At 64.4% G+C, this 13123-nt stretch carries 14 protein-coding genes and 1 tRNA gene; 2 read left to right on the forward strand and 13 right to left on the reverse strand.

Going from position 1 to position 13123, the window contains the following annotated elements:
* Window positions 1-7: 7 nt before the first annotated feature.
* From EP376_RS15115 to EP376_RS15140, 6 genes are all read right to left on the reverse strand, one after another.
* Window positions 8-700 (reverse strand): CoA transferase subunit A, encoded by a 693-nt coding sequence (locus EP376_RS15115; RefSeq protein ID WP_127656445.1) that lies wholly within the window; start codon window positions 698-700, stop codon window positions 8-10.
* Window positions 697-2049, reverse strand: a complete 1353-nt coding sequence (locus EP376_RS15120; protein WP_127656446.1) for an aminotransferase family protein — start codon at window positions 2047-2049, stop codon at window positions 697-699. Before EP376_RS15120 ends, EP376_RS15115 begins: the two co-directional genes overlap by 4 nt.
* Complete coding sequence (locus EP376_RS15125; RefSeq protein WP_127656447.1) at window positions 2046-2816, reverse strand: amino acid ABC transporter ATP-binding protein; 771 nt, start codon at window positions 2814-2816, stop codon at window positions 2046-2048. The genes EP376_RS15120 and EP376_RS15125 overlap by 4 nt, the downstream gene beginning before the upstream one ends.
* A 16-nt stretch (window positions 2817-2832) precedes the next feature.
* Entirely contained in the window at window positions 2833-3489 is a 657-nt protein-coding gene (locus EP376_RS15130; RefSeq protein WP_127656448.1) for an amino acid ABC transporter permease, read from the reverse strand.
* Between the two features lie 18 nt (window positions 3490-3507).
* Complete coding sequence (locus EP376_RS15135) at window positions 3508-4155, reverse strand: amino acid ABC transporter permease (RefSeq protein WP_127656449.1); 648 nt, start codon at window positions 4153-4155, stop codon at window positions 3508-3510.
* A 154-nt stretch (window positions 4156-4309) separates the two neighbouring features.
* On the reverse strand, window positions 4310-5086 hold the full coding sequence (locus EP376_RS15140) for a transporter substrate-binding domain-containing protein (protein ID WP_127656450.1): 777 nt from the start codon (window positions 5084-5086) through the stop codon (window positions 4310-4312).
* Between the two features lie 138 nt (window positions 5087-5224).
* Between EP376_RS15140 and EP376_RS15145 the strand changes: the two genes are divergently transcribed.
* A complete protein-coding gene (locus EP376_RS15145) occupies window positions 5225-6196 on the forward strand; it encodes a LysR family transcriptional regulator (protein ID WP_127656451.1) in 972 nt (323 codons plus the stop codon).
* 72 nt (window positions 6197-6268) lie between these two features.
* On the opposite strand, the gene EP376_RS15150 is transcribed toward EP376_RS15145, so the two are convergent.
* The 7 genes from EP376_RS15150 to EP376_RS15180 all read right to left on the reverse strand — a co-directional run bounded on the left by EP376_RS15150 (window position 6269) and on the right by EP376_RS15180 (window position 12795).
* Window positions 6269-7198 (reverse strand): AEC family transporter, encoded by a 930-nt coding sequence (locus EP376_RS15150; protein ID WP_127656452.1) that lies wholly within the window; start codon window positions 7196-7198, stop codon window positions 6269-6271.
* 25 nt (window positions 7199-7223) lie between these two features.
* Complete coding sequence (locus tag EP376_RS15155) at window positions 7224-8036, reverse strand: MBL fold metallo-hydrolase (protein WP_127656453.1); 813 nt, start codon at window positions 8034-8036, stop codon at window positions 7224-7226.
* A complete protein-coding gene (locus EP376_RS15160) occupies window positions 8033-8842 on the reverse strand; it encodes a TatD family hydrolase (protein ID WP_127656454.1) in 810 nt (269 codons plus the stop codon). Before EP376_RS15160 ends, EP376_RS15155 begins: the two co-directional genes overlap by 4 nt.
* Before the next feature lie 12 nt (window positions 8843-8854).
* A complete protein-coding gene (locus tag EP376_RS15165; RefSeq protein ID WP_127656455.1) occupies window positions 8855-9982 on the reverse strand; it encodes a DNA polymerase III subunit delta' in 1128 nt (375 codons plus the stop codon).
* A gap of 3 nt (window positions 9983-9985) precedes the next feature.
* The gene (gene tmk / locus EP376_RS15170) at window positions 9986-10618 is read right to left on the reverse strand and encodes a dTMP kinase (RefSeq protein ID WP_127656472.1); all 633 of its coding nucleotides are present in this window, start codon (window positions 10616-10618) and stop codon (window positions 9986-9988) included.
* A gap of 20 nt (window positions 10619-10638) precedes the next feature.
* Entirely contained in the window at window positions 10639-11841 is a 1203-nt protein-coding gene (locus EP376_RS15175; protein ID WP_127656456.1) for a D-alanyl-D-alanine carboxypeptidase family protein, read from the reverse strand.
* A gap of 78 nt (window positions 11842-11919) precedes the next feature.
* Window positions 11920-12795, reverse strand: coding sequence for an SPOR domain-containing protein (locus EP376_RS15180; protein WP_203330951.1), 876 nt, complete (start codon window positions 12793-12795; stop codon window positions 11920-11922).
* Window positions 12796-13027: 232 nt separating this feature from the next.
* Here EP376_RS15180 and EP376_RS15185 point away from each other — a divergent pair.
* Window positions 13028-13117, forward strand: a tRNA-Ser gene (locus EP376_RS15185).
* The last annotated feature ends 6 nt before the right edge of the window (window positions 13118-13123 follow it).

Consider the following 13123-nt stretch of genomic DNA (forward strand, 5'->3'; position numbering starts at 1 on the left):
GCGATCCCTAGCGCTGGACAACGCCGTATTCCCCTGAAATCGTTGAAAGTTCGGCGACATGATCGACAAAGACACCCGGCGTGTGCACGTCGTTGGCGTCAAGTGCGCCCAGCGGCACGAGGCGTTCGGCCTCGGCGATAACGCAGGTGGCGGCCATGGCCATCAACGGATTGAAATTCTGCGCCGTGGCGACATAGGCCAGATTGCCGAAGGTATCGGCCCGGTCGGCATGGATCAGCGCCACATCGGCCCGCAGGGCAGGCTCGACGAGGTAGGGCTTGCCCTCCATCTCGACGACCTGTTTGCCGAGGGCCAGTTCGGTGCCGATGCCGATATCGCTGAGGATCGCGCCAAGCCCTGCCCCGCCTGCGCGGATACGTTCGGCAAGGATGCCCTGCGCGTTGAACTCGACCTCGAGCGCACCGGAATTCATCAGGGCGATCGCGGTGCCGTTCAGGCCAAGATGGGTGGTGATCAGCCGTGACACCTGACCCGCTTGCAGAAGGTGGTCGATGCCCATCCCCGGCTCGTTGGCATCGTTCTTGATCAGCGTCAGACCCCGCGCGCCATGCTCGACAAGGGCGTGGATCAGCGTCATTGGTGTGCCCGGCACGCCAAAGCCGCCGACCATCACCGTGGCACCATCCCCGATGCGGGCAATCGCCTCCTCGATCCGGCAGGTCTTGTCGGGGAGTTTCATGCCGCGCTCTCCACCGGCCAGCCGATTTCGGCGGCAAAGGCATCGAGCGCGTCGCGCAGGATCAGCATCATTTCGGCGATCTGGTCGCGGGTGATGATCAGGGGCGGCGCAACAAGGAAATGATCGCCCGCCTTGCCGCCGCGCGTGCGGCGGGAATAGATGATCAATCCACGCTGATAGGCCAATTCGACCAGCCGCTCATGCGCGTTCAGCAGCGGGTCCAGAGGTTCCATCGTCCTGCGGTCGGCCACAAATTCGAACGCGGTCAGCAGACCCTTGCCCCGAACATCCCCGATGAAGGGATAGCGATCCATCAGCGCGCGCAATTCGCCCATCAGAACCTTGCCCATACGGGCGGCATTCCCGATCAGATCCTGTTCCTCCAGCTCTTCCAGCACGGCCAGACCGGCGGCGCAGGCCAGCGGATTTCCGGCATAGGTGAAGCCATGCAGAAAACCGCCCGCATCCAGCACCGGCTCCACCAGACGTGCGCCGGCCACGATGGCGCCCAGCGGCGCGTAACCCGCGCCAAAGCCCTTGGACAAAGCGACGATATCAGGGGTGATCCCCCAATGCTCTGCGGCGAGAAACTTGCCGGTGCGCCCGGCGCCCGTCATGACCTCGTCATAGATCAGCAGGACTCCGAATTCGTCGCAGATCTCGCGCACCCTTGCGTAATAGCTGTCGGGCGCGACAAGCGCGCCGGTCGAGGCGCCGCCCACGGGCTCCATCACGAAGGCAAGAACGGTCTCCGGCCCCTGTTCGACGATCCGGTCGCGCAGGAGTTCGGCATATTTCAGGCCGCGCGCCTCTTCGGTCAGGTTGTCTCGGTCGAGATAGGTGGCCGGTGCCGCGACCTTGGGCATGCCTTCCATCATCGGGGCAAAGGGTTCGCGCAGCGGATCATATCCCGTCAGATCGAGCGCACCGAAGGTGCAGCCATGATAGGACGGGAACCGCGAGATCACCTTGTAGCGGGTCCCCTGCCCCTGCGTCAGCGCATATTGGCGGGCCAGCTTGACCGCGCTTTCCACAGCCTCCGATCCGCCCGAGACGAAGAACACCCGATCGAGCCCCTCGGGCGTCATGGCGACCGTCTTGGCGGCCAGATCCTCGGATGGATGGGTGCGGAAATGGAGCCGGTAGCCAAAGGTCGCCTTGTCCATCTGCGCCTTCATCTTGGCCAGAACCCGGGGGTTCGCATGGCCGATGTTCGACACCATCGCGCCGGACGAACCGTCGATGTAGCGTTTGCCCGCCTCGTCGAAGAGGTAGATGCCCTCCCCGTGATCGAGAAAAGGTCGCGGGTTGCGGGACTGGTAGAACAGGTAGGATGGCGTGTCGGTCACTTGGCACCTGCAAGATGCTTGCGAAGGAATTCCTTGGTGCGGTCCTTCTCGGGATTGCGGAAAATCACCTCGGGCGGGCCTTCCTCGACGACGACGCCGCGATCCATGAACAGGACCCGATCACAGACGGCGGCGGCGAAATCCATCTCGTGGGTGACGATGATCATCGTCATGTGTTCTTCGGCGAGCTTCTTCATCACGAGGTTCACCTCGTCGACCAGTTCGGGATCGAGCGCCGAGGTCGCCTCGTCGAAGAGCATCAGCTTGGGCTTCATTGCCAGCGCGCGGGCGATGGCGACCCGCTGCTTCTGGCCGCCCGACAGCTGTGAGGGGTAATAGTCGATCCGGTCGAGCATCCCGACCTTTTCAAGCTGCTCCTTGGCCAGCGCATCCGCCTCCTCGTTCGTCAGCCCCTTCAGCAGCTTGGGCGCCATCGTGACGTTGTCGCGGGCGGTCATGTGCGGAAACAGGTTGAAGTGCTGGAACACCATGCCGATCTGCTGGCGCATCTCGTTGATATGCTTTTCATATTGCCGGTGCGGCAGCGATTTGTTGACCTGCACGCCATCCAGCCAGACCTCCCCGCCGGTCAGCGCATCGAGATCGTTGATCGCACGCAGGAGCGTCGATTTCCCCGAGCCCGACGGGCCGATGATCGCCACGATCTGGCCCCGCGCGACATTGAGGCTGATATCCTTGAGAACCTCGAGAGACCCGAAGGATTTCTGCGCGTGGCGGATTTGAACAAAGTGATTGGGGTCGGTCATGGACAGGCCTCCTGTATCAGCGCGAAATGGCAATGCGGCGCTCGATCCGGCGCTGCACCCATTCCATGCACAGGTTGATGACATAATAAAATGCGGCGGCGAGCAGATAGAACTCGAACGGCCGGTAGGTGGCGCCGATGGCCCGCTGGGCCGACAGGGTCAGTTCGCTCACCCCGATGACGGAGACCAGCGCACTGTCCTTGAGAAGCGCGATCATGTTGTTGCCGATGGGCGGGATCACATCGCGCACGGCCTGCGGGATCACGACCTTGCGCAGCGCCTGCCCCCGGCTGAGCCCGACCGTGCGCGCGGCCTCCATCTGGCCCTTGTCGACCGACAGGATCGCGGTCTGGATCAGTTCGGAATTGTAAACGGCGAAATGCAGGCCCAGCCCGATGATCCCCGCGACAAAGGCGGGCAGATCGATGCCGATCTGCACCAGCCCGAAATAGATCAGGAACAGCTGCAACAGAAGCGGCGTTCCCATGAACACCCATTCGACCAACCGGAACGGCTGGCGAATGATCCATGGCGCATAAAGCGCCACCACGGCGAATGCGATGCCGCCGAAAAAGCTCAGCAGTGCCGCCGCCACAGTGATGCCGATCGTCCAGAGGCACCCCAGAAGGACAATGTCTAGGTATCCGGGTATGACCGTGAAATCGAGGCCCATCCGTCCGTCCCTTCCCGGTCAGTTGATCTGCACCTTGCGGTCCAGCCAGGCAACGCCCCGGCCGGTCGCATAGATGATGATCATGTAAAGAATGCCCGCGAGAAGAAACATCTCGAAGGGTTTGTAGGTCGAGCCGATATAGCGCTGCGCGGTATAGGTCAGCTCGATCACCGAAATCGCGGCCACCAGCGCCGTGGCCTTGATCAGCATATTCAGGTTCACGCCCAGCGGGCGCACCATCAGCCGGGCGGCCTGCGGCAGGATCACCTTGTAGAAGCCCTGAAACTGGCTCAAGCCAAGGGTGCGCGCGGCCTCGCGCTGACCCTTGTCGATCGAGATGATGGCGCCGCGGATCGTTTCGGTCATATAGGCGCCCGCATTGATGCCAAGGCCGATGACGCCGGCCTCGAAGGCATCGAGCTGGATGCCGATCTGCGGGCCGCCGAAATAGAGGATGAACAGCTGGATCAGCGCGGGCGTGCCGCGAAAGACGCTGACATAGGCCGCGCCGAGGAATCTGAAGACGACCAGCCGCGACAATCGCGCAGCCGCCCCCAAAGCCCCGCAGGTCAGACCAAGAATCGCCGTCAGCACCGACAACAGGATCGTGGTGCCTGCCGCCTCGATGAAGAACGGATAGACCCTGAGCATCAGGTCAAAATCCATGTCTGTCCTCCCGGAAGGGTTGCGCGGCGCCAGGCGACGAGCGCGAGGTCAGGTGACGAAGGATCCCACCATTCAGGCGCCGGCTTGACGGCCTGCGGGGATCATCATGCGTGAGGGGAAACCCCGCCGCGCGACCGCGGCGGGGCCGAAAGGCTTAGCGGATATCCGCGCCGATCCATTCCTCGGCAATCGCGAGGTAGGTGCCGTCTTCCATCATGGACTCCAGCGCCGCCTGCATTTCGGCGGCGAGTTCGGGGCTGCCTTCGCGGATCGCGATGCCGGCGCCGAAGGGTTCGGTCGTGGGATCGGCGAACATCTCGAATTCCTGGCCTTTCGCGGTCATCGCGAGGATGGCGGCGATCGAGTCGTTCACGATGGCGTCGACCCGGCCGTTTTCCAGCTCGAGCAGAAGCTCGGGCAGGCCCTTGTAAGTGCTGATGTCATAGCCACGCTCGCGTGCCCAATCCTCATGCGTCTCGCCCAGCGTCAGGCCGACCTTCACATCCTCGAGGTCCTCGAGGCTGCTGATGCCCGAGCCCGGATTGGTGAAGATCGCGCGCTTGTCCGAGTAATAGGGTCCGACGAAATCGACGACTTCGTCCCGCTCTTCGGTGATTGTCATGGAGCCAACGATGGCGTCGTACTTGTTGGCCAGAAGGCCGCCGATGATCCCGTCCCACGCGGTGGTGACGATCTCGACCTCGAGGCCCATGCGGCTTGCGATCTCGGCGCCGATGGCGGGATCGAAGCCCACGACTTCGTTCTGGTCATTGACGAAGTTGAACGGAGGATAGGCCCCCGACATCGCGATGCGGATCACACCCTCTTCGCGTATGGTGTCGAGTTCTTCGGCAACCGCCGCATTCAGTCCGGCGACGACGAGGCCCGCTCCGACAAGGGCAGATGTCATGATCATTCGGCGTGAAGTCATTTTGGTCTCCATGTTGGTTTTCGATCCGGGCCGGTCACCCGCAAGCTGTGGCGGATTCCCTCCGCTCCGACAAAAGACTTGCATGGGGAGATACATCGCGCAAATAAATATGAGACATTATCAATATAGATGAAAACTATGAGCCTGCCGCTTCGCAACCGCTTTCCCTGGAACCTGGACTGGAACCTTCTGCGCACTTTCATGGTGGTGGTCGAACAGCGCGGCATCTCGAAGGCGGCGACCCATCTGGGCCTGAAACAACCCACCGTATCGGCTGCGCTCAAGCGGTTGGAAGTGACGGTGGGCAAGACGCTGATCATCCGCAAACCGAACGAATTCTCGATCACGCGGGCGGGGCAGATCCTCTACACCCAATGCGCGACGATCTTTGGCACCGTCTCGCAGATCCCCGCCATTCTCGATGAGGGCAATGCCGACGATCTCCATGGTCATCTGACGATCGCGATCACCAGTTCGGTGATCTCTGAACATTTCGACGATTTCCTGAACCGGTTCTCGATCGCGCATCCCAAGGTGACCTATTCCTTCACCGTCTATGAAAGCGACGAAGTCGAGAAGATGGTCACGCTGAACCGGTCGAGTTTCGGGATCTGCCTGTTGTCGCGCATTCCGAAAAGCCTCGATACCATGGTGCTTTACAACGAATACTTCGGGTTGTTCTGTGGTGCGCGGCACCGGCTGTTCAATGCCGAGTCGATTGCGATCGAAGACCTTGAGGGGGAGCCGTTCGTGGCCTTCCAGACCGAGGCCGAGGGTGGCCCTCTGGAATCGATCTCGACCCTGCGATCCAGCCTGAACCTGTCGCGCAACTGGCGCGGCGTGTCATCGAGCCTGAACGAGATCCGTCGCCTGATCATGGCCGATATCGGGATCGGCGCCCTGCCCCTTCATGTGGCCCGGCGCGATGTGGAGGCGGGCCATATCCGTCAGCTGCCGCCCTATTCCAACCTGCCCAAGGTCAGCATCTACCTGATCAGCAACCCTGCCCGAAGGTATTCCGAAGCCGAGGCCACTTTCCTGTCGGCCATCGAGGCGGAGCTTTCGACCATCGGCATCGCCGAGCGAACCTATGGGCCTGATCCGTCGTGACCGGGGGGCGCGCGCCCCGCAGCCGTCCAAAGCCCGCTCAGAACCGCGTCATCGGCGCAGCGGGACCCCGGCTCAGGGCAGAACGGTGAGCCAGAATGTCGCGGTCAGAACCGTCAGCGCCGTTCCGAGCAGCACGCTGGAGGCCGCGACCCGCTTGGCCGAGCCATACATCGAGGCAAAGAGATAGGCGTTGATGCCCGGCGCCATCGCCGATGTGATCACGGCGGACCGCAGCGGACCCCGCGACAGATCGAAGACCTGCGCCAACCCGTAGGTGATCGCCGGATGCAGAAAGAGCGACACCGAGGTGATGAAGGCGATGACGCGCAGATCGCCCTCAGGCCGATACCGGAACAGAACCCCGCCCAGCCCAAACAGGGCCGCCGGGATACCGCCCACCGCCATCATCGTCAGCGCCTCTCTCAGGACGCCGGGAACGGGCGTGCCGGTGACGTTCACGGCAAAGCCCAGCGCAATCGCGATGATCAGAGCGTTCGAGAACATCGCGCGCAGCACCTTGCCGGGCAGTTCCCTCAGCGGACCGCCACGGGCGCGCACGAATTCCATCGCGGTGATGCCCACGGCATAGCAGAATGGCGCGTGAAACGAGACGATCGCGAAATTCGACGTCAGCGCATCGGCTCCATAGGCCCGCTCCGTGATCGGCAAGCCCAGCATGACGGAGTTGGAGAACAGGCCGCAAAACCCGATCGCGACAGAATCCTCCCAGCTGCGCCGGAACAGAAACCGCGCGCCGAAGGTTCCCACGGCAAAGCCGCAACTGGCCCCGATATAGAAGCTGCCCAGCAAATCCATCCGGAACCCGGTGCTGAGTTCGAGGGTCGAGATCGCGTTGAACAGAAGGCACGGGATCGCAAAGCCTTGCGCGAACTTCATCAGCATGTCGACGGCTGTCTCGGAGAACAGACCGCGCCAGGCGGCCGCATATCCGAAGGCCACGATGATGAAGACCGGAAGGACGACCGTCAGAAGCTCGGACATGGAATATTCCGGTTGGAAATGAGGGTCACGCTGCCCCGTCCGTGATCTCGATCTCCATGCCGTCGAAGGCCGGCGTGACATGAGGCGGCGTTTCGTCCGCGACGGTCTGGTAATCAAGGTCGATATGCATGTTGGTCAGGACAGCACGGGCGGGCGCGGCCCGGGCGATCCATTCCAGCGCCAGATCAAGATGCGCATGTGTCGGATGCGGTGTCCGGCGCAGCGCATCGAGAATCCAGCAGTCCAGACCTTCGAGTTTCGGCCAGACGGCCTCGGGTATGTCCGACACGTCCGGCAGGTAGGCCAGCCCCCCGATCCGGAAGCCAAGCGCGTCGATCGCGCCGTGGACCACCTCGAACGGATCGAGGGTGATCGCACCGCCCGCGCCCTCCACCGTCAGGGGCCCCCGGATCGTGTGCAGATCGAGGATCGGCGGGTAGGACGATCCCTCTGGCTGGACAAAGGCATAGCCGAACCGTCCAAGCAGCGCGTCAGAGGTCGCGCCATCAGCCCAGACAGGCAGACGCGCGTTCATGTTGAAGACGATCTGACGCAGGTCATCGAGACCGTGGACATGATCGGCATGGGCATGGGTAAAGACCACCGCGTCAAGCCGCCCGACATTGGCATCGAGCAGCTGATCACGCAGGTCGGGGCTCGTGTCGATCAGGACCCGCGTCTCGCCTTCGGGGCCCGTGCGGCGCAGCAACAGCGAACACCGTCTGCGCCGGTTACGCGGATCGGTCGGGTCGCAATCGCCCCAATTGCCCCCGTCATCGGACAGGCGCGGGACGCCGCCGGAGGACCCGCAGCCAAGGATCGTGGCACTCAGTATCATGCGGCGGGCGCCTCCCATGCGGCGGCCTTGGCAAAGAGCCGGTCGAAATTGCGCGTCGTCTGGGCCGCGAAATCCTCGGGGCTCATCCCGAAGACCTCGGCGCCGCGGGCGGCGGTGTGGGCCACGAAGGCGGGCTCGTTGCGCTTGCCGCGATGGGGCGGCGGCGCGAGATAGGGGCTGTCGGTCTCGACAAGGATCCGGTCGACGGGTGCGGTGGCAAAGATATCGCGCAAGTCCTGGCTTCGGGGAAAGGCCGCGATGCCCGACATCGACAGGTAGAACCCCATGTCCAGCGCCTCGCGCGCCAGTTCGGCACCGGATGAGAAGCAATGCATCACGCAGCTGTAGGGGCCGTCCTTCAGACCGTCACGCAGGATGCGGGCCATGTCCTCGTCGGCGTCGCGGGCATGGATGATCAGGGGCAGACCCGTCTCGCGCGCCGCATCGATGTGGATGCGCAGCGATGTCTGCTGCACCTCTGCGCTTTCGGCGGTGTAATGGTAATCGAGCCCCGTCTCCCCGATGCCGACCATCTTGGGATGGCGGGCCAGTGCGACCAGCTCGTCCACCGAGGCCAGCGGCTCTTCGGCGGCGCTCATCGGATGGGTTCCGGCGGCATAGAAGACGGGATCATGGGCCTCGGCGATGGCGCGCACCGCGGGTTCGTTCCTCAGCCGCGTGCAGATCGTGACCATGCGTTCGACCCCGGCGGCCTGCGCGCGGGCGATCACCTCGGGGCGTTCGGCCTCGAAGTCGGGAAAATCCAGATGGCAATGGCTGTCGACGAGTGTCGGCGGGGCGGACATGGGCAGGCCTTGTTATGCGGCGACCGCGCGGGCCGTCTCTTCGATCCGGAACAGGATATCGAGGATCAGTGCGGCAGGGTCAAGGTTGACCGCCCGTCCCCGGCGGGCGCGGGCCGACACCTCCTGCTGGAGGTCGGCCCAGGCGCGGGCCGCGTGATCGTGTGGCGAGAGCCGCACCAGAAGCCGCGCTTCGCCGGGCGCACCCTGAAGGTGAGGCCCGCCGGTCAGCCCCGCGCGGGCGGCGCGCGCCAGAAAGATGTCGATCAGATCGAGCGTCAGGGAAAAGCGCGCCTCCGAGCCGCGCCCGGCGCAGGCATCCGCGATGCGCAGGGCCTCGGGCCGTTTCATCCGCGGCAGATCGGAAAAGAGCGCCACCAGTTCGGCATAGAGCGGCAAGCCGTCATGACCCAGAAGCGCGATGGCCGCGCCCGCCGATCCGCCGGCCAGAACCGCCAGCGCGTCTGGGGCATCGGTGTCGAGCCCGATCCCCGACAGGACCTCATCAAGCTCGGTCGGGCCAAGCGTGGAGAGGCGCAACTCCCGGCAGCGCGACCGGATCGTGGGCAGCAGGCGCGACGGCTGGTGCGCGACCAGAAGAAGGGTGCACCGCGCCGGGGGTTCCTCCAACTCCTTCAGGACGGCATTGGCGGCAGAGACGTTCATCTCATCGGCGGCATCGATGATCACCACCCTGCGCCCGCCATCGGTGGCCGAAAGGTGAAAGAATGACTTCAGCTTGCGCACCTCGTCGGCGCGGATCACGTCGGCCAGCTTGTCGCCCTTGGTGTTCGCGCCCCGGCGCACGATGAACAGCCGCGGATGCGCACCCGACCGGATCAGGGCCGCGTCGGGGTGATCGGGCGGGATATCGAGGCTCTCGGGTGGTGGCGGCGCACCGAAAAGCCCGTCGCCGTCGTCTGGCTGTTCGGCCAGAAGGAAGGCCGCGATGCGATAGGCCAGCGTGGCCTTGCCCACGCCCTTGGGCCCGGTCAGAAGCCACCCCGAATGCAGCCGTCCCGAGCGATAGGCGGTCAGGAACGCCTCTTCGGCGGCCCCCTGCCCGATGAGGCGCACGGCCTCGCGCGGATGGGGCGCGCCCTCGATCCGGTCCGGTTCCGGCAGGCTGTCGGGTTCGGCCATTGCTCAGACCACCTGGCTCATCCTGGCCTGGACCTGTGCTGCAATCTCGGCGGCGACCTCGGCCTCCGGCCGGTTGCCGTCGATGATGATGCAGCGATCCGACTGGGACCGGGCCAGCGCAAGGAAGCCGTGCCGAAGCGTTTCCTGAAACCCGAGGCCGAAGTCCTCGAACCGGTCTTCGCCCGACTTGCGCGCGAGACCCCGGTTCAGCGCCACCGCCGGGTCCATGTCGATGATGAATGTCAGTTCCGGTTCGCGGCCGATCATCAGCCCGTGAAGCCGGTCGACCACGTCGCGCAGATCGCCGCGGGTGGCCCCCTGATAGACGCGGGTTGAATCCGCGAACCGGTCGGTGATGACGGTCTGCCCCCGGGCCAGCGCCGGTTCGATCACCCGTTCGAGGTGATCGCGCCGCGCGGCAGTGAACAGCAGGATCTCTGTCTCGGCCGACCAGCGCCCCGGATCCCCCGTCAAAAGCAGGCTGCGAATCTCTTCGGCGCCGGGGCTGCCGCCGGGTTCGCGCGTCAGGACCACCTCGGCCCCCATGGCCCCCAGCCTTTGGGCCAAGGCGCGGGCCTGGGTCGACTTGCCCGAGCCGTCTATGCCTTCGAAACTGATGAATTGCCCCGACGCCATACCGCCCGGTCCGGGAACGGTCATGCCCCGCCCGGCGCCGTCAGAAGCGGCTCGATCAGATCGGCCTGCTGCGGTGCGAATCTCTCGAGCAGGACAAGCGCGGCCGTGCGCAGCTTGACCCCGAAGGTGCCGGCCGCGACATCGGCATCGGCCACCAGCGGAACACGCACTTCCGGCAGACCTTCCTCGCGCCGCACGATCAGCTCGCCCAGACGCTGACCCGCCGTCACCGGCGCGTCGATCGGGCTGAGGAAAACGGCCTCCGCCTCGATCTGGTCGATCTGCTCGAGCGGCATCAGGAGCGAGACATCCTCCGCGATGCTGAGCCCTACCGTCGGCGCGGCGCCCATCCAGACCTCGGCCTCGGCGACCCGGGTTCCTGCGGCCGGCAGGCTGCGCTGCGCGAATTGCCGGAAGGCCCAGTTCACGAGGCGCTCGGCCTCGTCGCGGCGATCCTCCGGGGTATCGAGGCCGGTGATCACGAAGACGATGCGCCGGTCGCCGCGCTTGGCCGACCCCACAAGCCCATAGCCCGCCTCCTGCGTGTGCCCGGTCTTGAGGCCATCTGCCCCGATCCCCATACCCAGCAGCGGATTTCGGTTCTGCGAATTGGCGGGCACCCGACCGTCAAATGCAAATTCCTGCTCTGCAAAAAGCGGGTAGAACGTCGGAAAATCATTGATCAGATGGTCAGCCAGGATGCCAAGATCGCGCATCGACATGCGATGATCGGGATCGGGCCAGCCGTTCGAATTGGTCAGGACCGTGCTGGACATCCCCAGTTCGCGGGCCCGGTCCGTCATCATCGTGGCAAAACCCGCCTCCGTTCCATCCGGGGACAATGCCTCGGCCAGAACGGTGGTCGCGTCATTGCCCGACAGGACGATCACGCCACGGATCAGATCCTCGACGCTGACCCGTTCGCCCGCGCGCAGGAACATCGACGAACCGCCATAATCCATCGCATGTTGCGACACAGGCAAAGTCTCGTCGATCTTCAACCGGCCATCGGCCACAGCCTCGAACGCCATGTAAAGCGTCATCAGCTTGGACATGGAGGCCGGAGGCAGGGCCTCGTCGGCATTCTTTTCCAGAAGGACGGTGCCCGTCGTCTGATCAAAGACATAGGCGGCGCGCGCCTGTGTCTCGAAGGCCTGCGCCACGGCAAGCATGGGCAGAAGAAGAAAGGCGACGGAGATCAGGCCCCCGATCAGGCGCAACATGGCAGCAAGCTCCCTGGTTTTGGATCCGTTTCAGCCGCCGGGCAGAGCGGCGGCTGAACGTGGCCCCGGTCGGCGGGGTCAGTTTCGCACAAAATAGGCGTCAGTAAACCCGCGATCCTTGACAGTCTCGAGGTAGTCGGCCCGCTGCGCCTCGGAAGAGGCCGGCCCGACGATCACACGCCAGAAGGTCGACCCCTGGCTTTCCTGCCGGACGATTTCGGCGGGCAAGCCGGCCGTGCGCATGGCGGTGGCGGAATTCGCGGCATTGGCCTCGACGCTGAAGATGCCAATCTGGATATAGGCACGGTCGAGGTTCGAGGTCGGGGCAACCGGTGCAGGCGCCGAAACCGGCGTCACCTCGGGTGCGGCGGCCTCGGAAGCCTCGATCTCGGCCAGGGCGGCGGCGGCCCCCGCGATGGGATCGTCCAGCGGCGTGGCCTCGATCTCGGCGGGGACATCGAAATCCGCCGTGGGCTCGGGCGGTGCCTCGACCGGGACGGGCTCGCGCCGCAGGGCCGTGACATTCAGCGAGGCCGGCGATCCCGCCAGCATATCAAGCGCATCCGCGGCATCGGACGAGACCTGCAGGGCCGGTCCGGGGTTCTCGCGCTCGCGCCGGAAGAGCGCCCCGATCACGAACGCGCCGGTCTCTGTGTTGCGGATGATGACACGTTCGGGCTCGGCCACGTCGGGATGGGCAACCCAGACACCGCCCAGCGATGGGCGGCCGTCCCACAGACCCGCCTCGGTCACCTGAAAGACATCAGGCGCCTCGACATCGCGTTCGACCAGCTCTGTGGTCTGCGCCCGGGTGACCAATTCGCCGCCCTCAGGGGTCGCTTCGAGTGTAGGGAATGAAAACTGGCCGGTCTCGTCACAGGCGGAAAGCCCGCCTGCCAGTGCCAGGACGAGGACGGAACGCACCGCCCGATTGCGCCGATAAAGGATCGTCATCATGCTGCCCTTTTGCCTGTAAGTCCCTGTTTTTGTGGGACCCCGACCCATTCGGGACGGTCTGCCTTGCCTGTTTATTGCCCCGCCGCACAGTTCTCTTGGGCAGGGATTTTTCAAACTATAGCTGTATGCAGATTCTTTTGAAAGCCTGTGATTCGGCAGTCATGCCCGATGTGTTGCTGCCAAACACGCTTCCCGAATCGCGCGCGCCCCCCTAAGGAGTGTCCGGCCCGGAGGAGTGGCAGAGTGGTCGAATGCACCGGTCTTGAAAACCGGCGTGCGTGAAAGCGTACCGTGGGTTCGAATCCCACCTCCTCCGCCACTTGCC

This window comes from Alexandriicola marinus (assembly GCF_004000435.1).
GTDB lineage: Bacteria > Pseudomonadota > Alphaproteobacteria > Rhodobacterales > Rhodobacteraceae > Alexandriicola > Alexandriicola marinus.

Bases quoted from the DNA above. Each gene is read 5' to 3' on its own strand.
- tmk (WP_127656472.1), bottom strand. From the start codon at position 10,618: ATGGCGTCGGGGCAATTCATCAGTTTCGAAGGCATAGACGGCTCGGGC.
- EP376_RS15140 (WP_127656450.1), bottom strand. From the start codon at position 5,086: ATGACTTCACGCCGAATGATCATGACATCTGCCCTTGTCGGAGCGGGC.
- EP376_RS15175 (WP_127656456.1), bottom strand. From the start codon at position 11,841: ATGTTGCGCCTGATCGGGGGCCTGATCTCCGTCGCCTTTCTTCTTCTG.
- EP376_RS15165 (WP_127656455.1), bottom strand. From the start codon at position 9,982: ATGGCCGAACCCGACAGCCTGCCGGAACCGGACCGGATCGAGGGCGCG.
- EP376_RS15160 (WP_127656454.1), bottom strand. From the start codon at position 8,842: ATGTCCGCCCCGCCGACACTCGTCGACAGCCATTGCCATCTGGATTTT.
- EP376_RS15130 (WP_127656448.1), bottom strand. From the start codon at position 3,489: ATGGGCCTCGATTTCACGGTCATACCCGGATACCTAGACATTGTCCTT.
- EP376_RS15180 (WP_203330951.1), bottom strand. From the start codon at position 12,795: ATGACGATCCTTTATCGGCGCAATCGGGCGGTGCGTTCCGTCCTCGTC.
- EP376_RS15155 (WP_127656453.1), bottom strand. From the start codon at position 8,036: ATGATACTGAGTGCCACGATCCTTGGCTGCGGGTCCTCCGGCGGCGTC.
- EP376_RS15150 (WP_127656452.1), bottom strand. From the start codon at position 7,198: ATGTCCGAGCTTCTGACGGTCGTCCTTCCGGTCTTCATCATCGTGGCC.
- EP376_RS15125 (WP_127656447.1), bottom strand. From the start codon at position 2,816: ATGACCGACCCCAATCACTTTGTTCAAATCCGCCACGCGCAGAAATCC.
- EP376_RS15135 (WP_127656449.1), bottom strand. From the start codon at position 4,155: ATGGATTTTGACCTGATGCTCAGGGTCTATCCGTTCTTCATCGAGGCG.
- EP376_RS15115 (WP_127656445.1), bottom strand. From the start codon at position 700: ATGAAACTCCCCGACAAGACCTGCCGGATCGAGGAGGCGATTGCCCGC.
- EP376_RS15145 (WP_127656451.1), top strand. From the start codon at position 5,225: ATGAGCCTGCCGCTTCGCAACCGCTTTCCCTGGAACCTGGACTGGAAC.